The sequence below is a fragment of the Streptomyces sp. NPDC107521 genome (assembly GCF_055598485.1).
The window spans coordinates 1-18,825 of sequence record NZ_JBVKAT010000026.1 but is presented as its reverse complement, the minus strand read 5'-3'; the positions used below and the strand labels follow the sequence as shown (position 1 = coordinate 18,825).

The window sequence follows — 18,825 nt, the reverse complement described above, 5'->3', positions numbered from 1 at the left end:
GGCGACGCCGGGACGAGGCGGGCGGTGCCGTCGGCGGGGAGCGTCGGCCGGAGCCGGAGCCGGAGCCGGAGCCGGGACCGGAGGGGTGGGCGCGGTCACCGCGGTCGGCATTTCCCCCAGCCGGAGCGGAAGTCGACCGATCACCGCGAAATGGCGGGTGTTCCGGGTGTTCTCGTGGAGGACGCCGTCACGGGGACGCGAACAGGGCGGAATCGCCGCCAAAGGCGTACCGGGTGTGCTTTCGCGCGCCGGGCTTTCCGCCCATCGGGGAGGTTCCGGAGCGATGATCGGGTCCCGCTCGGAGTTGTCGTCCGGGCGGGGGCCGGCCCGTCCGTGAAGTCGGCCCCGGGCGCAGGTCGGGAATCCGTCCGCGAAACCCGACAAGGGGGCATATTCACTCGGTCGGGTGAGATGGTCCGACGTGGGGGAAGAGCGGGTTCGGCGCGTCGTTCACTTCCCGGAATTCCCGGGAAAGGCCGCCCGCTGCCCCGCGTCCCGACGGACCGGGTCCCGGTGCGCCGAGGCGCAGTTCCGCCCAGACGGTCTTGCGCGGGGCGGGGCCGGTGATGACGCCCCAGCGGTCCGCCAGCGCCTCCACAAGCAGCAGCCCGCGCCCCGACTCGGCGTCCCGGCCGGGGCTGCCGGGGCGCGGCGGGCGGTCACCGCATGTGTCGACGACCTCGATGCGCAGTACGTCCGCGGTGACGCGGAGCAGGAGCCGGAAGTCGCGCCCCGGGACCCGCCCGTGGGTCGCCGCGTTGGCCGCCAGCTCGGCCACGACCTGACGGGCCGGGTCCAGCGGCAGCCCCCAGGAGCGGAGTTGCTCCGTCGCGAGCAGCCGGGCGAGGCGGGCCCCGCGCGGGGTGGGGGAGAGCTGGACGGCGAAGTGCCGGGCGGTCGTCGTGGGTTCGGCCGTTTTCTGATTCACGTTACCCAGAGTGGCCGGATCGGCGTAGGGTGGGAAGTGACTCAGCGGGTACGTACGGTGACTGTCCGGGATTCGTCCGGTGTGTCCGGAGCTGTCGACAGGGGCGTGCGGGGAAGGCGCTGGCGCGGCCAGGAGAGTGCGACGAAGAGAGACGGCATGGCGCGGGAAGCGGAGGCGGTCCGCCTCGGGGAAGAGACCGACGAGCCGGGCTGGGAGGCCGACCCGGACGACGAGTGGGGCCTCGCGGTCCTCGCGACGGTCGGGCGGCAGATCAAGATGCGCCGCGAGGCCAGGGGCCTGCGCGCCGCCGAGTTCGGCGCGGGGGTGGGCTATGGCGAGGACATGGTCTACAAGATCGAGAGCGGCAAGCGCATCCCCCGCCAGGACTACCTGGTGATGGCCGACGAGATCCTCGAAGCGGGGGGCCTGATCGCGGCGGCCTGGGCGGACGTGAAGAAGGTCCGGTACCCGAAGAAGGTCCGGGACCTCGCGAGGCTGGAGGCGCAGGCGGTCGAGATCGGGGTGTACGAGTGCAACATCATCTCAGGTTTGTTGCAGACGCCGGATCACGCACGATCGGTCATCGGCGCGGCGCAACCGCCGTATGCGCCGGACGACGTGGAGCGCATGGTGGCGGCTCGGATGGCTCGGCAGTCGATCTTCGAGCGCTCGCCGGCGCCCGCGTTGAGTTTCGTCCTGGAAGAAGGGGCCCTGCGGCGGCCCATCGGGGGCACAATGGTGTGGCGTCGGCAGCTTGAACGCCTGTTAGAGGTAGGGCAGTTGCACAACGTTGTGCTCCAGGTGATGCCGATGAACTGCGAGACCCACTCAGGTCTGGACGGTCGCATCGAACTGCTGAAGTTTCCGGACGGTACGGCGGTGGGGCGGTCCGACGGCGCGTTCAGCCGACCGACCGCCGAGCCAAAGCACCTGCGAGTCCTTGAACTCAAATACGGCACCATCCGGGCGCAGGCCCTCTCTCCGAGAGAGTCGCTGGCCTTCATCAAGAAACTGCTGGGAGAGACATGATCCGTAAGACCACTGCCGAGGGCCCCTCTCAGCTGGCGTGGTTCAAGAGCACGTACAGCGGCGGCAACGACGGCGAGTCCTGCGTCGAGGTCGCTCTGGCGCCTTCTGCCGTCCATGTCCGTGACTCCAAGCATGCCCCCGTCACCGCAGGTCCTCGCCTGGTCCTGGCCGCGCGGGCGTGGGCGTCGTTCGTGGAGCACGTCCGGTAGCGAAGCCATCCGCAGGAGCAGGAGGGGAACATGAACGCCGGGTGCGATCTGGTGTGGTTCAAGAGCAGCTACAGCGACGGCCCCGACGGTGAGTCCTGTGTCGAGGTCGCTCTGGTGCCTGCTGTCGTCCATGTCCGTGACTCCAAGCATGCCCCCGTCAGCGCAGGTCCTCGTCTGGTCCTGGCCGCGCGGGCGTGGGCGTCGTTCGTGGAGCACGTCCGGTACTGAGGTCACCCGTGGGAGGGAACATGAACGCCGGGTGCGAGCTGGCGTGGTTCAAGAGCAGCTACAGCAGTGGTCCCGACGGCGAGTCCTGCGTCGAGGTCGCTCTGGCGCCTGCCGCCGTCCATGTCCGTGACTCCAAGCATGCCCCCGTCACCGCAGGCCCCCGCCTGGCTCTGGCCGCGCCGGCGTGGACGTCGTTCGTGGAACGCCTCTGACCGTCGTCCTGTCGTGGAGCCGTCCGGCGGGAGGCCGTCCGCCAACGGTGACCGGACCGCGGTGAACCGGCGGTCCGCGGGGCGAGGGTGAGCATCGCCCCCGATGGCACGACGACGCTGTCGCGCGGCGGATGGCCGGCGACGGTGTAGCCGCCGGAGCCTCCGGCACTCCACACCCGACGGGATGGAGCACCCCATGGAAGACGAACCTCTCGACGGGTGGGCGGCCCGCCGGGCGCGGAGCCGTCCGGCACCAGCGGCGCGCCGTTTCACTCGGTGAATCCGGGCACGGGGCCCATGCCGACCCGGACACCCTCCGTGGTGTCCGGGAATGGGACGGCCATGAGTGGACACCGGCCGGAGTCGCCGGAGATCTGCGGGCGGCGGCGGACGAGACCGGCCCGGACACGGCGTCCCGCGCCGGACAGGTACCGCTGCCGACGTTCGGCCGGCTGCCGTTCCTGCCTCCCCCCTGGCGCCCCACCAGGCCCTGGTATCGGCCCTGAGGCATCGCCCGCGGTGCCCCGCGCGGGGTCCGGTCCGTGCGGGGCCGGGCAGTGGCCCCCCGGCCGGGCCGTGGTGCCCGGGGTCGTTCCGCCGGCGCGGGGGGTGGTGGGGGAGCACCGGGGCGGAGCCTCTCCGGCCCCGCGCGACCCCCGTGTCACGGACCGCGAATCCGTGTGAGCGCACAGTATGAGCCGACCCGGTGCATGAGCCGTTACGCGGGCGGGAACAATGGGAACACTCGTGCCGAGGTCGCTGTCGCCCTCGGCACCTGCTCGACCGCTCTGCACGGCACATCCCCGCCGTCCTCGGCCTCCGCCCGGCACCGTGACCCGGGTGCGGGTGTCGTACGTCGCATTCCTGCGGCAGGGCTTTCGCGGCGTAATACCATAGAAGGCCAGACGGAGCCGCCGAATCCCGGCGGTACGGTCTCACATCGTGGGCACCCTGGTCACGGGACACGGACCGGGGTGTTTTCATGCGCGTAACACCTATGTGTCCCGCGCGCGGCAACGGCGCCGAGCGCCCCTCACCGGGCCGGAATCGGAGTAGACGCTCACCCGCACCGATTTCCGGTGTCAGCCGTGCCAGAAAGGACTCTCGTGACGACTCGTAGCGAGACCAGGACCACGCTCGACCACCTGCTCAAGGAGATCGAGCAGCGCAATCCGGCCCAGCCCGAGTTCCACCAGGCCGTGCACGAGGTGCTGGAGACGCTGGCGCCCGTGGTGGCCGCCCGTCCCGAGTACGCCGAGCCGGGCCTCATCGAGCGACTGGTCGAGCCCGAGCGGCAGATCATCTTCCGCGTGCCGTGGCAGGACGACCAGGGCCGCACCCAGGTCAACCGCGGTTTCCGCGTCGAGTTCAACAGCGCCCTCGGCCCCTACAAGGGCGGTCTGCGTTTCCACCCGTCGGTCAACCTCGGCGTGATCAAGTTCCTGGGCTTCGAGCAGATCTTCAAGAACGCGCTCACCGGGCTCGGCATCGGCGGCGGCAAGGGCGGCAGCGACTTCGACCCGCACGGGCGCAGCGACGCCGAGGTCATGCGGTTCTGCCAGTCCTTCATGACCGAGCTGTACCGGCACATCGGTGAGCACACCGACGTCCCCGCGGGCGACATCGGCGTCGGCGGCCGGGAGATCGGCTACCTCTTCGGCCAGTACCGGCGGATCACCAACCGCTGGGAGGCCGGTGTGCTCACCGGCAAGGGCCAGGGCTGGGGCGGCTCGCTGATCCGCCCGGAGGCCACCGGCTACGGCAACGTGCTGTTCGCCGCCGCCATGCTGCGCGAGCGCGGCGAGGAGCTGGAGGGCCAGACGGCCGTCGTCTCCGGCTCCGGCAACGTCGCGATCTACACGATCGAGAAGCTCGCGGCCCTCGGCGCCAACGCCATCACCTGTTCGGACTCCTCCGGCTACGTCGTCGACGAGAAGGGCATCGACGTCGAGCTGCTCAAGCAGATCAAGGAGGTCGAGCGCGGACGCGTCGCGGACTACGCCGAGCGGCGCGGCGTCTCGGCCCGCTTCGTGCCCGGCGGCAGCGTCTGGGACGTCCCGTCCGACCTCGCGCTCCCGTCCGCCACGCAGAACGAGCTGGACGAGAACGACGCCGCCACCCTGATCCGCAACGGGGTGAAGGCGGTCTCCGAGGGCGCCAACATGCCCACCACCCCCGAGGCCGTGCACCTGCTCCAGAAGGCCGGCGTCGCCTTCGGCCCCGGCAAGGCGGCCAACGCGGGCGGCGTCGCCGTCAGCGCGCTGGAGATGGCGCAGAACCACGCCCGCACCGCGTGGACGGCGAGCCGGGTCGAGGACGAGCTGGCCCACATCATGAACGACATCCACACCACCTGCCACGAGACCGCCGAGCGCTACGGCGCCCCCGGCGACTACGTGACCGGTGCCAACATCGCGGGCTTCGAGCGCGTGGCCGACTCCATGCTTGCGCAGGGCGTCATCTGATGATCCACCGCACGTCAGCCGGTCGCTGAGCCGGTCCGCCCGGCCGGCCCGCACCGTCGAGAAGCCGCCATCGGAGCCCCCCGGAGGGGTTCCGATGGCGGCTTCTCGCTGTCTGGATGGCGTATGAAGGTGTTGTGTGTGAACGAAGTTGCTCATGTGGGGCCAGTTACATGTCGTATCCGCAATGTGATTAGTATTCAGCCGTCGTAGTTCCGCACCGTTTTTGGCCGATCCCCCGAAGTCGGCCTCTCGTTAAGGAGTTCGCTCTGCGCACGCGCGCGTCACGGCGGACCGGCACGACTTCCATGTCGCTGCGGACAGCCCTGTTGGTCCTGGCCTTCGTTCCTGGTATCGCACTTGTCGCCCTATGGGCGGTCAGCAGCGGCCAGACGTTCTTCGACTTTCAACGACAGGCCGCCCAGGGACAATTGGCACAGAAGGCCGGTCAGCCGTCCAATATCGTCTACTACAACCTCCAGCGGGAACGACGGCTCAGCGCCGAGGTGCTGGCCGACCGCCCCGGGGCCGCCAAAGAACTGGCCGCGCAGCGAAAGCTGACGGACAAGGCGGTCACCACCTTCCTCTCCGCCTCGGACGTCTCCGCCGACGACGCCCCCGAAGAGGTCCTCGACGCGGTCTCCCAGGCGCGCAGCGCCATCGGCCAGCTCTCCGCGCAGCGGTCGCTCGTCGACGACGGCGACCAGGACCAGCAGGACGTCGTCTACCGCTACTACACCGACCTGATCTCGGTCGACCTGAAGCTGTTCGCGGCGCTCAGCCACGTGGACAACGGCAAGGTCACCACGCTCTCGCAGCCCCTCGTGGACCTCTTCTGGAACCGCGAGATGATCTCCCGCAGCGACGCCCTGCTGGCGCGCGGCTGGAGCGGCGGCAAGCTGAGCACCACAGACTTCCAGCAGGTCCAGCAGGCCGTCTCCGCCCAGACGTTCATGCACTCCGCCAAGATCCTCCCGTACCTCCCCGAGGACGAGAAGGCCATGTGGCAGGAGATCACGGGCAGTCAGGCGTGGAAGGACAAGACCCGCGTCGAGCAGGCGCTGCTGACCCCGCGCGGCGCCGACTCCGCCGGAATGGTCGCCCTGGGCGCCGACGAGAAGACCTGGCGCGGCGCCATGGACGAGCTGATGCCCAGGCTCGAACGGCTCGGCGAGCACCGCACCGACCTCGTCGTCTCCAACGGCATCAGCTCCATCAAGTCCCTGCTGCTCAAGCTGGCCCTCACCGGTGTCGTCGGCCTCCTCGCCGTCGTCGCCGTCATCTGGACCACCTGGCGCCTCACCCGCAGCCTGCGCACCCGCATCGGCCGTCTGCACGAACAGGCCGAGGCCCTGGAGAAGGCCCTGCCCGAGGTCGTCGAGCGGCTCGCCGCCGGTGAGCGGATCGACGTCGAGGCCGAGGCCCGCGCCATCGAGCAGGAGGGCGGCGACCGCGTCAAGGACGAGCTGACCCAGCTCGGCCACGCCCTCAACCTCGCCCGCACCAGCGCGCTCCAGGCCGCCGTCCGCCAGGCCGACCAGCACCGAGGCTTCGAGCGGCTGCTCCAGCGCATCGCCCGCCGCACCCAGCAGCTCATCGGCCAGCAGATGAAGAAGCTGGACACGATGGAGCGCCGGCACGAGGACGCCGAGGTGCTCGACGGCCTCTTCGACCTCGACCACCTCACCGCCCGCCTGCGCCGCTACGAGGAGAACCTCGTCATCCTCGCCGGCGGTACCCCGCACCGGCGCTGGCGCAAGCCGGTGCCCCTGCTCGACGTGATGCGCGCCGCCCAGGGTGAGGTGCAGGAGTACCAGCGCGTCGTCCTCGACTTCGACGGCGGCCCCGAGCTCGCCGCCCGCGCGGTCGGACCCGTCTCGCACGTGCTGGCCGAGCTGATCGAGAACGCGCTCAGCTTCTCCCGGCCGCCGAGCCAGGTCGAGGTCCGGGCCGCCGCGGTCAGCCGCGGGCTCGCCATCGAGGTGGAGGACCGCGGTCTGGGCATGGAGGAGGACCAGCTCGCCGAGGTCAACGCGCTGATGGCGCGCCCGCCCCGGCTGGACCTGCTCGCCCACTCCGAGGACATCCGGCTCGGCCTGCACGTGGTCGCGCGGCTCGCCTCGCAGTACGGCCTGCGCGTCGAGTTCCGCACCTCCGCCTTCGGCGGCACCCGCGTCGTCATGCTCGTCCCGCACGAGCTGACCGTCGCCCCGCAGGACGGGCGGCCCACCGGCCCCACCCCCGTCCCCGCCGCGGTCGGCGCCCCCACCGGGCCCGCCCCCTCGGCCGCCGAGCCCGGCCCGGGCGGCGCACTGCCGCGCCGGGTGCAGGGCCGGGCCATGGCCCAGGTCACCGTGCTCAAGCCGGGCGGGGCGGAGGCGGACGAGGACACCGCCGATCCGCTGTACCCGCGGACGGCCGACGACCTGCCCGGCACGTCCGGCGCCACCGGTGCCGACGGCACGGCGGGCGGGGCCGGGACCTCCGGTCAGGACGGCTTCGGGGCGGACTTCCCGGACTTCCCCGCCACCTCGTCGGACTTCTCCGCCCCTTCGCCGGACTTCTCCGCCGTCCCGTCGGACTTCCCGGACGCCCCGGGCTTCCCGGAAACCCCGGGCTCCGGCACGGACTTCGCGCGGAGCGGGGCCACCCGGAGCGGATACGCCGGCAACGGCTTCGACGCCACCGGCACCGCCGGCGTCCCCGGCGACCGCACGGCCGGCGCGGCGGGGGAGGGCTTCGCGGCCCCCGGCACGGCCGGTGCCGGGCTCCCCGGCGGCGGCTTCCCCGGCGACGGGCTCTCCGGGGGCGGCTTCCCGCCCTCCGGCCACCCCGCGACGGACGGCACGGGGAGCGGCCACCCCGCCCCCCACGGCTCCGGCTTCCCCCAGTCCGGCACCCCCGGACACCTCTCCACCACCCCCGGCCTCCCGGCGCAGGACGGCTCCGGTCTCCCGGCCGCCACCGGCGCCTGGCCCGAGGTGCGGCACCCCTTCGGCAGCGCGGAGCAACCCCCCGCCCCGCCGGTCCCCGCCCACGGCGTCCCCGGCTACGGCACGGGCCCCGAGCCGGTCCAGCCCTACGGCACGGGCCCCGATCCCGTCCAGCCCTACGGCACCGCCGGCGCCCCGCCCTCCGGCGGATACGGCGGCGGAACCCACCGCGCACCCGGCGACCCCGGCGCCACCCCCTCGCCGTACCCCCGCACGGGGCGCCCCTTCGCGGGCGAGCTGCCCCCGGCACCCCGGCACGGCTACGACACCGGCGCCTCCGGCCCGGCGGACCCCGGCACCCCGGAGCCCCCGGCCCAGCCGGTGCAGTACATCACCGGCCTGCGCCCCTACACCGACCAGCTGCCCCCGGCCCCCGCCGGGACCACCCCGGGCAGCGGTGGCGGTGGCGGCACCGGTCTCGGTCCGTCCTCCGGCCCCGGCGGCGGCTCCGAACCGCCGCTGCCGCGCCGGGTGCGCCAGGCCAGCCTCGCCGACGAACTGCGCGTCGCCCCCGCCCCGCGGCCCGCGGCCCCCAAGCCGCCCCGCTGGCAGGACGACCCGCTGCTGCGGCCCGTCCCCCGCCGCGCCGGAGCCACCATCGGCGCCTTCCAGCGCCGCTCCCGCGCCGCCCGCGGCACCGACGAGCCACCGTCCCGGGCCCCGGAGCGCGACGACCGCGACGGGCCGTCCGTACCTCCCCATCCCACGAGAGAAGATCGGTCATGACACGCACACCCGCCACCCACCAGGACCTGGACTGGCTGCTCGACGGCCTGGTGGGTTCGGTGGCCGAGACCAGGAACGCCGTCCTGCTCTCCGACGACGGCCTGGTCGTGAGCCACTCGCAGAGCATCAGCCGCTCCGACGCCGAGCGACTGGCCGCCATCTGCACCGGCCAGCAGAGCCTGGCCCGGGGCGTCGGCCAGCTCTTCGACGGCGGAGTGGTGCACCAGGTCATCGTGGAACTGGCGGACCTGTGGCTGTTCATCATCGCCGCCGCCCAGGGCACCCACCTGGCGGTGGTGGCCTCCCAGGAGGTCGACGCGGAGGTCATGTCGCTGGCCATGCACAACCTCGTCCAGCAGGTCGGACAGAAGCTCGGCACCCCGGTGCGCGGCGACTTCGACGCCTTCGGCACCGGCACCGGGAACGGGTCGCACGCGTGAACCCCTACTGGGACGACGAGGACGCGGAGGACGACGGCGGGACCATGGTCCGGCCGTACACCATCACCCGCGGCCGGACCGCGCCCGAGCGGGACGACTTCACCCTGATCACCGTCCTGACCACGCGTGAGGAACCCCTCGACGAACGGGGCGTCCCGCTGCGCCCCGGCAGGCTCCAGCCCGAGCACCGCGCCATCCTCGACCAGTGCCGCCACCCGGCCGCGGTCGCGGAGGTCGCCGCCGGGCTGGACCTGCCGGTCTCGGTGACCAAGATCCTCCTGGGCGACCTCGTCGGCCAGGGACTGCTCACCGCCCGCGCGCCGCTCAGGGTGGCCCGGGCGGCGGGCGGGGCCGACATGAACCTGCTGGCCGCCGTACGTGACGGACTCCGGAGACTCTGAACCGACATGAACGACAGTCAGGCGGCACCCGCCGCCGTCAAGATCCTCATCGCCGGCGGCTTCGGCGTCGGCAAGACCACGCTGGTCGGCGCGGTCAGCGAGGTCGAACCGCTGCGCACCGAGGAGTACCTCACCAAGGCCAGCATCGGAGTCGACGACCTCGCGGGCGTCGCCTCCAAGGACACCACCACCGTGGCGCTGGACTTCGGCCGGATCACCGTCAGCGACGAACTCGTGGTCTACCTGTTCGGCACCCCGGGCCAGGAACGCTTCTGGTTCATGTGGAACGACCTCGTCAACGGCGCGCTCGGCGGTGTCGTCATCGCGGACACCCGGCGCCTGGAGACGAGCTTCGCCTCCATCGACTTCTACGAGAGCCGGGACATCCCGTTCGTCGTCGCCATCAACTGCTTCCACGGGCACAACACGCGCAGCGCGGACGAGATCCGGGCCGCGCTCGACCTCGACCCGCACGTGCCGCTGCTGATCGGCGACGTGCGGCGGCGGGACTTCGGCAAGGACGTGCTGCTCGCCCTCGTCGACCACCTGATGAGCCTTCCGGCGGCGGCCGGCTGAGCCCCGGCGTCCATCGGTCCGGGCCTCCGGTGGCCGCCGGGCCCACGGCGACGCCGCCGGGCCCACGGCGACGCCGCCGGGCCCGCGGTGGCCGCCGGGTCCCGTGCCGGTCGTGGTGCGCCGGGGCCCCGGCCACCGTGCCTCCCGGGCGGCGGTCACCGGCCGCGGTCACCGTCCGGCGGCGGCCGACGGGCCCTCGGGCCGCCGCTCCCTTCCCGTGGCGGTCACTGGGACTCCGGTGCCGTCCTCCGGGCGCGGTCGCCGGTCCTCCCGGCGGCGGCTCCCGCGGTGGCGGTCGCCGGGTTCCCCGCCCGGTGGCCGCCCGTTCCGTTCCACCCCTCGCACCTCTCCCCAACTCCCACCCCTCCAGGAGACACCGAGATGGCAGCAACACCCCTGCGCGTACTGATCCACGGCGGCGGCATCGGCGGCCTCACCCTCGCCACGGCGCTCGCCCGCCGGGGCCACACCGTCGAGGTCGCGGAACTCCGCTCGGCGCTGGAGGCGCTCGGCGTCGGCATCATCCAGCCGTCCAACGCGCTGCACGTCATGCGGGAGATCGGCGTGCTGGACGAGTGCCTCGCGGCCGGCTTCGAATGGGAGATCCTGACCATCGCCGACCCGGCCGGCAACGCGCTGGCCCGCATACCCCAGCCCCGCATGGGCGACGCCCCCTCCAACAACGGCATCCCGCGCCCCGCGCTCTCCCGGATCCTGGGCGGCGCGGCCACGGCCGCCGGGGCGACCGTGCGGTTCGCCACCACCATCAGCGACCTCACCGACGACGGGGACGGCGTCGACGTCACCCTCTCCGACGGCACCACCGGGCGGTACGACCTCGTCGTCGGCTTCGACGGCATCGGCTCGCCGCTGCGCGGGCGGCTGTACGGGGACCGGTACGAGCCCCGCTACACCGGCTTCGCCAACTGGCGGGTCACCATGCCGCGGCTGCCGGAGGTGCGGGGCGTGGTGATGGGCACCGCCGGCCAGGCGGCCAAGGCCCTGCTCACGCCGATCACCGACGAACTCATGTACCTGGGCACCGTGTTCGCCGAGCACGCCGACTTCCGGCCCGATCCGGAGCGGGCGCACGAGCAGCTCGCCGAGCGGCTGACCATGTTCTCCGGCCCCATCGCGGAGGCCCTCGCCATGGTCACCGGACCGGAGGACGTGGTCTACTCCCGCGTCTCCGAGGTGACGGTGGAGGAGCCCTGGCACGTCGGCCGGGTCGTCCTCGCCGGTGACGCGGCGCACGCGTCCACCCCCCACATCGCGCAGGGCGCGGCCATGGCGGTCGAGGACGCGATCGTCCTCGCGGAGTCCCTCGACGCCGAGGCGGACGTGCCCGCGGCCCTCGTCGCGTGGGAGGCCCGGCGGCGCCCCCGCGCCATGTGGGTGCAGGCGATGTCCCGCGCGGTCCTCCGCCAGGAGACGGGCTCGCCGACCACGCCGGAGGAGGACGAACTCCTCAGGATCGGCATCCCGGGCGCGGCCCACGTCCTGGTGAAGCCGTACTGATCCCACGCCGGACGCGGTGACCCGGCGCCCGGGACGACGCGGTGACACGTGACACGTGACAGGGGGGACGGGGGGAGACCCCGTCCCCCCTTTGCGCTGCCCGGCCCGGCCCCCGGCCCCGGCGGGCGGCGGCCCCGGGGTGTCCTCCGCGCCGGTGCCGAGGACACCCCGGGCTCCGGCCCCTCCGCGCCGGTGCCGGACACCCCGGGCTCCGGCGGCCCCCGGGAGCCGCGCGGGCCCGCCCCGGACCGTGACCTCTCCGGCCGGGGGAGGGCGCGGGCCGCGTCCGCCGTCTCGTCACCGCGCCGGTGCCGACCGTGAACGGGGCGAAGGCGTCCGGCCGACCCCGCACGGCCCGGCGGTGGTGCCGTGCTCGGGAGGTGCGACGCCCTCCCGAGTACGGCACTCGGTAGGCGCGGCGCCCTCCGTGCCGGGGCGCGCCCCGCTTCCGTCCGTCCGGTGTCGCCGGGGACCGTCACCGTCCGTCGCGATCGAAGCCCCGTCATATCCAAGTCGCGGTACGGAGGTTGGGGCATAGACGCGCGCCCGCCCGGGACCCCGGTGGGGAAGAGGTGGGGGAGCGGTGCGGGGAGCGGGGTGTCGACCGATCGGTTGAGGGGATTCGGGGCGGTACCTCATCGAAAGTATTGAAAGATGTGAAACATGACTTCATAAGCCGCCTGTTGTCCTTTCTGGGCGGGTTCTCCTTTGTTTGACTCGGGTGCGTGTGCGGTGGATTGAGGCAGACGCACACCTTCGTCATGTTCTGAAGGGGAGATTCCGGTATGGACTGCGCGAGGAGAGGGCCGGGCGCGAAGGCGACGGGGGTCGGGCGAGGGCGGCCACGCCGGCCCGGACACGGAGCGGGCCCTCCCGCGCTCCACGGCGACCCGATCGCACGGCACGCCCACAGGCCGCGGGGCATACCGCGGCGGAATCCGGAGGACGCCGCATGACCGCCGCACTGCGCAGCCGCCCCGGGCGGCACAGAAGGCGCCACAGACGCTCGCTCCTCGGGCTGCTGGCGATGGCGCTGATCCTCACCGCGGGCGCGTTCGTCGCGCCCTTCGTCGTCGCGCCGCAGACGCAGGCCGCGCCGGGCGGCCCCTTCGACCCGGCCGACCCGACGGTCTTCGTCGGGCAGGAGCTTCCGACCCGTCTCTACAAGGCCGTCACCGGTGCCTCCGGCAGCGTGACCTTCCAGCCGGAGGGCGCCGCCTCCGCCATCAACTACAACTCCATCGGGTACAACACCGCCAACAACTACCTGTACGGCATCGGCGGCGCCACGGGCAGCACCACCATCCCGCCCGCCTCGGTCATCCGGATCGGCCAGGGCGGCGTCGTCACCCGGGTGGGCACGAGCACGCTGGCCTCCGGCTCCAACTGGGGCAGCTTCGGCCCCGACGGGGGCTTCTACGTCGGCGGCAGCGGGCTCGACACGGCCTACCGGATCAATCCGGCCAACGGCCAGGTCACCGCGACGATCAAGCTGTCCGCGGTCCCGGTCGCGTCCGACCTCACCTACGCCGACGGCTACTTCTGGGGCGCCACCCCCGCCGGGCAGATGGTCCGGGTGAACCTGCTCGGCGCCGGCGCGGTCAAGACGGTCACCATCTTCAACCCCGTGGTGCTGACGCCGACCAACTCGGCCTTCGGGGCGAACTGGACCTTCGGCAACGGCAACATCGGCATCTCCGACAACGCCGGCATCGTCTACCAGGTCCGGATCACCAATCCGGCCGCGGCCAACCCCTCGTTCACCCTCGTGTCGCGGGCCCCCGGCCCGGCGAGCGGCAACAACGACGGCGCCGCCTCGCCCGGTCTGCCGACCGACTTCTCGATCAGGAAGACCGGGCCCGGCCAGTTCAAGCCCGGCTCCACCGTGTCGTACACGCTGACGGTGAAGAACAACGGCCCCGGCAACGCCAGCGGCTACACCGTCACCGACACCTTCCCGGCGCCGCTGACCAACGTCCGGACCACGACGCCCGGCTGTACCGTCGCCGGGAACACGCTGACCTGTGTCGGCGGACGCACCACGGCCGGCACGGAGAGCACCGTCGCGGTCCTGGCGGACAGCCCCGCCTCGATGACCGGCTGCGTCACCAACACCGGCAGCGTCCTCGCCAACGAGGAGGACCCGACCCCGGCCAACAACCAGTCCTCGGTCAAGAGCTGCGCCGTCGAGCCCGCCATGACCGTGGCGAAGTCGGCCGACCCGGACACCGTGACCGAGGCCGGGCAGAAGGTCTCGTACTCCTTCCTGCTGACCAACACCGGCAACGTCGACCTGACGGACCCGGGCGTCACGGAGACCTCGTTCTCCGGCACCGGCACCGCGCCCAAGGTCGAGTGCCCGGCCGGTCCGCTCGCCGTCGGCGCCACGCTGACCTGCACCGCCACCTACACCGCCACCCAGGCCGACCTGGACGCGGGCTCCATCAAGAACACCGCGACCGGACACGGCACCCCGCCGGACGAGGCCGCCCCGATCACCTCCCCGCCGGACTCCGCGACGGTCCGGGTCACCCCCGAGCCGTCGCTGACGGTCGTCAAGTCCGGCCGGAGCAGCAGCCCCGGCGAACTGGTCGTCGGCGAGGAGATCACGTACGCCTTCGTGGTCACCAACAACGGCAACGTCACCATCGAGGACGTGCGGATCGAGGAGGCGGAGTTCACCGGCTCCGGCACGCCGCCGGTCGTGGACTGTCCCGCCGAGGCCGCGGCCGCCCTGGCCCCCGGTGAGCAGCTGACCTGTACGGCGACGTACACGGTGACGCAGGAGGACGTGGACGCGGGGTCGATCACGAACTCGGCGACGGCGACGGGTACGCCGCCGTCGGGTGAGCCGCCGGTGTCGCCTCCGTCGGAGGTGACGGTCCCGGCTCCTTCCGAGCCCGCGCTGAAGGTCGTCAAGACCGCTTCCGCCGGCAAGCTGGTGGCGGGTGAGGAGATCACCTACCGGTTCACGGTGACCAACACGGGCAATGTGACCCTCACCGATGTGACGGTGGACGAGGGCGAGTTCACCGGTGACGGTGAGCTGGGCGAGGTGACCTGCCCGGCAGGGGCCGCCTCGCTGGCTCCGGGTGCGCGGGTGATCTGTACGGCGACGTACACGGTGACGCAGGCCGATGTGGACGCGGGTTCGGTGAAGAACTCCGCCACCGCGACGGGCACCCCGCCGACCGGTGAGCCGCCGGTGTCGCCGCCGTCGGAGACGACGGTGGAGACGGATGACGACCCGGGTCTGTCCGTGGTCAAGTCCGCCACCACCCAGGATCCGGACAAGCTGGTCCTGGGCGAGGAGATCGCCTACTCGTTCCTCGTCAAGAACACCGGCAACGTCACGGTCAAGGACGTGAAGGTCGACGAGGGCGAGTTCACCGGTGACGGCGATCTGGGTGCGATGGACTGCCCCGCGGAAGGCACCGCGGCCCTGGCCCCGGGCGAGCAGATGACCTGCACCGCCTCGTACACGGTGACGCAGGCCGATGTGGACGCCGGTTCGATCACGAACTCGGCGACCGTGACCGGCACGCCGCCGCGGGGTGAGCCGCCGGTGTCGCCGCCGTCGGAGGTGACCGTCCCGGCGCCGGTGGAGCCCGCGCTGGAGATCGTCAAGACCGCTTCGGACGACCGGCTGGTGGCGGGTGAGGAGATCACGTACAGCTTCGCCGTCACCAACACGGGCAACGTGACCCTCACCGATGTGACGGTGGAGGAGGGCGAGTTCACCGGCCAGGGCAAGATCGGTGCCGTGGACTGCCCGGAGGGGGGGACCGCGTCCCTGGCTCCCGGCGAGACGGTGACCTGCACCGTCTCCTACACGGTGACGCAGGCCGATGTGGACCAGGGCTCGGTGGAGAACTCGGCCACCGCGACCGGTACTCCCCCTCGGGGTGAGCCGCCGGTGTCGCCGCCGTCCAAGGTCACCATCACCGAATCCCCCGCGCCCGCGCTGGCGGTCGTGAAGTCGGCCTCCGCGGCCGAGCTGGTCGCCGGTGACGAGATCACCTACAGCTTCACGGTGACCAACACGGGCAATGTCACGATCAGCGACGTGAAGGTCGACGAGGGCGAGTTCACCGGCAGCGGCAAGCTCGGCGCGGTGGACTGTCCGGAGGAGGGGACCGCGTCCCTGGCTCCCGGGGACACGGTGACCTGCACGGCCGTCTACACGGTCACGCAGGCCGATGTGGACGCCGGTTCGGTGGAGAACTCCGCGACGGCGACGGGCACCCCGCCGACCGGTGAGCCGCCGGTGTCGCCGCCGTCGAAGACCATCGTGGAGACGGACGACGATCCGGGTCTGTCGGTGGTCAAGTCCGCCGCCACCCAGGAGCCGGACAAGCTGGTCCTGGGTGAGGAGATCACCTACACCTTCCTCGTCAAGAACACCGGCAACGTCACGGTCAAGGACGTGAAGATCGACGAGGGCGAATTCAGCGGCAGCGGCGACCTGGGCGCGATGGACTGCCCCGCCGACGAGGCCGCGGCCCTGGCCCCCGGCGAGCAGATGACCTGCACCGCCGCCTACACGGTCACCCAGGCCGATGTGGACGCCGGTTCCATGACCAACTCCGCGACCGCGACCGGTACTCCGCCCCGTGGCGAGCCGCCGGTGTCGCCTCCGTCCGAGGTGACCGTCCCGTCGCCGCCGAAGCCCGCGCTGGAGATCGTCAAGTCCTCTTCCACGGACAAGCTGGTCGCCGGGAAGGAGATCACGTACAGCTTCGTCGTGACCAACACCGGGAACGTCACGGTCAAGGACGTGAAGGTCGACGAGGGTGAGTTCACCGGCAGCGGCCCGCTCGGTGCCGTGGACTGTCCGGAGGAGGGGACCGCGTCCCTGGCTCCCGGCGAGACGGTGACCTGCACCGCCGCCTACACGGTCACACAGGCCGATGTGGACGCGGGTTCGGTGAAGAACTCGGCGACGGCGACGGGTACGCCGCCCAGCGGTGAGCCGCCGGTGTCCCCGCCGTCGGAGACGACGGTGAAGACCGACGACAACCCCGGTCTGTCCGTGGTGAAGACCGGCTCCACCAGTGAGCCGGACAAGCTGGTCCTCGGCGAGGAGATCACCTACACCTTCCTCGTCGAGAACACCGGCAACGTCACGATCACCGACGTCGAGATCGACGAGGGTGAGTTCAGCGGCAGCGGCCAGGTCGGCGCGGTGGACTGTCCTGCCGGGGCCGGTGCGCTGGCGCCGGGCGGCACGGTCGTGTGCACCGCTTCCTACACGGTCACGCAGGCCGATGTGGACGCGGGTTCGATCACCAACTCCGCGACGGCGACCGGTACTCCCCCTCGGGGCGAGCCGCCGGTGTCCCCGCCGTCCGAGGTGACCATCCCGTCGCCGCCGGAGCCCGGTCTCGTCGTGGTCAAGTCGGCGTCCGCCGCCGAACTGGTGGCCGGTGAGAAGATCACGTACCGGTTCGCCGTCACCAACACCGGCAACGTCACGGTCAAGGACGTGAAGGTCGACGAGGGCGAGTTCACCGGCAGCGGGAAGCTCGGTGCCGTGGACTGTCCGGAGGAGGCCGCCTCTCTGGCCCCCGGGAAGACGGTGACCTGCACGGCTGTCTACACGGTCACGCAGGCCGACGTGGACGCCGGCTCGGTGGAGAACTCCGCCACCGCGACCGGCACCCCGCCCACCGGTGAGCCGCCGGTGTCGCCGCCGTCGAAGACCATCGTGGAGACCGACGACGACCCGGGTCTGTCCGTGGTCAAGTCCGCCACCACCCAGGAGCCGGACAAGCTGGTCCTCGGCGAGGAGATCACCTACACCTTCCTCGTCAAGAACACCGGCAACGTCACGGTCAAGGACGTGAAGATCGACGAGGGCGAGTTCACCGGTGACGGTGATCTGGGCGCGGTGGTCTGTCCCGCCGACGAGGCCGCGGCTCTGGCCCCCGGCGAGCAGATGACCTGCACGGCTGCCTACACGGTCACCCAGGCCGATGTGGACGCCGGGTCGATCACCAACTCCGCGACCGGGACGGGTACTCCGCCGCGGGGCGAGCCGCCGGTGTCGCCTCCGTCCGAGGTGACCGTTCCGGCGCCGGCCGAGCCCGCGCTGGCGGTCGTCAAGACCGCCTCCGCCGACAAGCTGGTCGTGGGTGAGGAGATCACCTACCGGTTCGCCGTCACCAACACCGGGAACGTCACGGTCGAGGACGTGAAGGTCGTCGAGGGTGAGTTCACCGGCAGCGGCAAGCTGGGTGCGGTGGACTGTCCGGAGGACGCGGCGTCGCTGGCGCCGGGTGCGTCGGTGACCTGCACGGCCGCCTACACGGTCACCCAGGCCGATGTGGACGCCGGTTCGGTGGAGAACTCGGCGACGGCGACGGGTACGCCGCCCAGCGGTGAGCCGCCGGTGTCGCCGCCGTCGGAGACGACGGTGGAGACGGATGACGATCCGGGTCTGTCGGTGGTCAAGTCGGCCTCTTCGGCTGATCCGGCGGTGGGTGAGGAGATCACCTATCTGTTCGAGGTCACGAACACGGGCAACGTCACGATCAAGGACATCGAGATCAAGGAGGGCGACTTCACGGGCAGTGGGAAGCTCGGCGAGGTGGTCTGCCCGGCCGGGGCGGGTTCGCTGGCGCCGGGTGCGTCGGTGACCTGCACCGCCGCCTACACGGTCACCCAGGCCGACATCGATGCGGGGACGCTGTCCAACTCGGCGACCGCGACGGGTGTTCCGCCTCGTGGTGAGCCGCCGGTGTCGCCTCCGTCGGAGACGACCGTCACGCCGCCGGCCGAGCCGGGTCTGAGCGTGGTCAAGACCGGCCGCAGTGCCGAGCCCGACAGGCTGGTCCTGGGCGAGGAGGTCACCTACGACTTCACCGTCACCAACACCGGCAACGTCACGATCACCGACGTCAAGGTCAAGGAAGGAGAGTTCACCGGCAGCGGCAAGCTCGGCGAGGTCGACTGCCCGGAGGACGCCGCTTCCCTGGCTCCCGGGGACACGGTGACCTGCACCGCCGCCTACACGGTCACCCAGGCCGACGTGGACCAGGGCTCGGTGGAGAACAGTGCGACGGCGACGGGTACGCCGCCCTCCGGTGAGCCGCCGGTGTCGC

Annotated in this window: 13 protein-coding genes; 12 read left to right on the top strand and 1 reads right to left on the bottom strand. The window is 72.1% G+C overall.

Annotation, left to right across the window (positions count from 1 at the left end):
• Positions 1 to 394 precede the first annotated feature (394 nt).
• Positions 395 to 928 (bottom strand): ATP-binding protein, encoded by a 534-nt coding sequence (locus ACZ7LB_RS28535; RefSeq protein ID WP_471472091.1) that lies wholly within the window; start codon positions 926 to 928, stop codon positions 395 to 397.
• Positions 929 to 1,084: 156 nt separating this feature from the next.
• Here ACZ7LB_RS28535 and ACZ7LB_RS28530 point away from each other — a divergent pair, with 156 nt between their 5' ends.
• The 12 genes from ACZ7LB_RS28530 to ACZ7LB_RS28475 form a co-directional block, all read left to right on the top strand.
• Positions 1,085 to 1,957, top strand: coding sequence for a helix-turn-helix domain-containing protein (locus tag ACZ7LB_RS28530; RefSeq protein ID WP_471472090.1), 873 nt, complete (start codon positions 1,085 to 1,087; stop codon positions 1,955 to 1,957).
• Positions 1,954 to 2,166, top strand: coding sequence for a DUF397 domain-containing protein (locus tag ACZ7LB_RS28525; protein WP_471472089.1), 213 nt, complete (start codon positions 1,954 to 1,956; stop codon positions 2,164 to 2,166). The genes ACZ7LB_RS28530 and ACZ7LB_RS28525 overlap by 4 nt, the downstream gene beginning before the upstream one ends.
• 30 nt (positions 2,167 to 2,196) lie before the next feature.
• Positions 2,197 to 2,394: a DUF397 domain-containing protein gene (locus ACZ7LB_RS28520; protein WP_471472088.1), complete on the top strand. Its 198-nt coding sequence runs from the start codon at positions 2,197 to 2,199 to the stop codon at positions 2,392 to 2,394.
• Positions 2,395 to 2,414: 20 nt separating this feature from the next.
• Positions 2,415 to 2,606, top strand: coding sequence for a DUF397 domain-containing protein (locus ACZ7LB_RS28515; RefSeq protein ID WP_471472087.1), 192 nt, complete (start codon positions 2,415 to 2,417; stop codon positions 2,604 to 2,606).
• Between the two features lie 131 nt (positions 2,607 to 2,737).
• Positions 2,738 to 3,112 carry a DUF6087 family protein gene (locus ACZ7LB_RS28510; protein ID WP_471472086.1) on the top strand — a complete coding sequence of 125 codons (375 nt, stop codon included), beginning with the start codon at positions 2,738 to 2,740 and terminating at the stop codon, positions 3,110 to 3,112.
• A 600-nt stretch (positions 3,113 to 3,712) separates the two neighbouring features.
• Positions 3,713 to 5,071 carry an NADP-specific glutamate dehydrogenase gene (gene gdhA / locus ACZ7LB_RS28505; protein WP_471472085.1) on the top strand — a complete coding sequence of 453 codons (1,359 nt, stop codon included), beginning with the start codon at positions 3,713 to 3,715 and terminating at the stop codon, positions 5,069 to 5,071.
• A gap of 305 nt (positions 5,072 to 5,376) precedes the next feature.
• Positions 5,377 to 8,787, top strand: coding sequence for a sensor histidine kinase (locus ACZ7LB_RS28500; protein WP_471472084.1), 3,411 nt, complete (start codon positions 5,377 to 5,379; stop codon positions 8,785 to 8,787).
• A complete protein-coding gene (locus tag ACZ7LB_RS28495; RefSeq protein WP_161224823.1) occupies positions 8,784 to 9,227 on the top strand; it encodes a roadblock/LC7 domain-containing protein in 444 nt (147 codons plus the stop codon). The genes ACZ7LB_RS28500 and ACZ7LB_RS28495 overlap by 4 nt, the downstream gene beginning before the upstream one ends.
• A 44-nt stretch (positions 9,228 to 9,271) precedes the next feature.
• Positions 9,272 to 9,628, top strand: a complete 357-nt coding sequence (locus ACZ7LB_RS28490) for a DUF742 domain-containing protein (protein WP_161224828.1) — start codon at positions 9,272 to 9,274, stop codon at positions 9,626 to 9,628.
• A 6-nt stretch (positions 9,629 to 9,634) separates the two neighbouring features.
• Complete coding sequence (locus ACZ7LB_RS28485) at positions 9,635 to 10,204, top strand: GTP-binding protein (protein ID WP_161224824.1); 570 nt, start codon at positions 9,635 to 9,637, stop codon at positions 10,202 to 10,204.
• A gap of 381 nt (positions 10,205 to 10,585) precedes the next feature.
• Positions 10,586 to 11,722: an FAD-dependent monooxygenase gene (locus tag ACZ7LB_RS28480; RefSeq protein ID WP_471472083.1), complete on the top strand. Its 1,137-nt coding sequence runs from the start codon at positions 10,586 to 10,588 to the stop codon at positions 11,720 to 11,722.
• A 952-nt stretch (positions 11,723 to 12,674) separates the two neighbouring features.
• On the top strand, positions 12,675 to 18,825 hold a 6,151-nt coding region (locus tag ACZ7LB_RS28475), incomplete at its 3' end, for a DUF7507 domain-containing protein (RefSeq protein WP_471472082.1).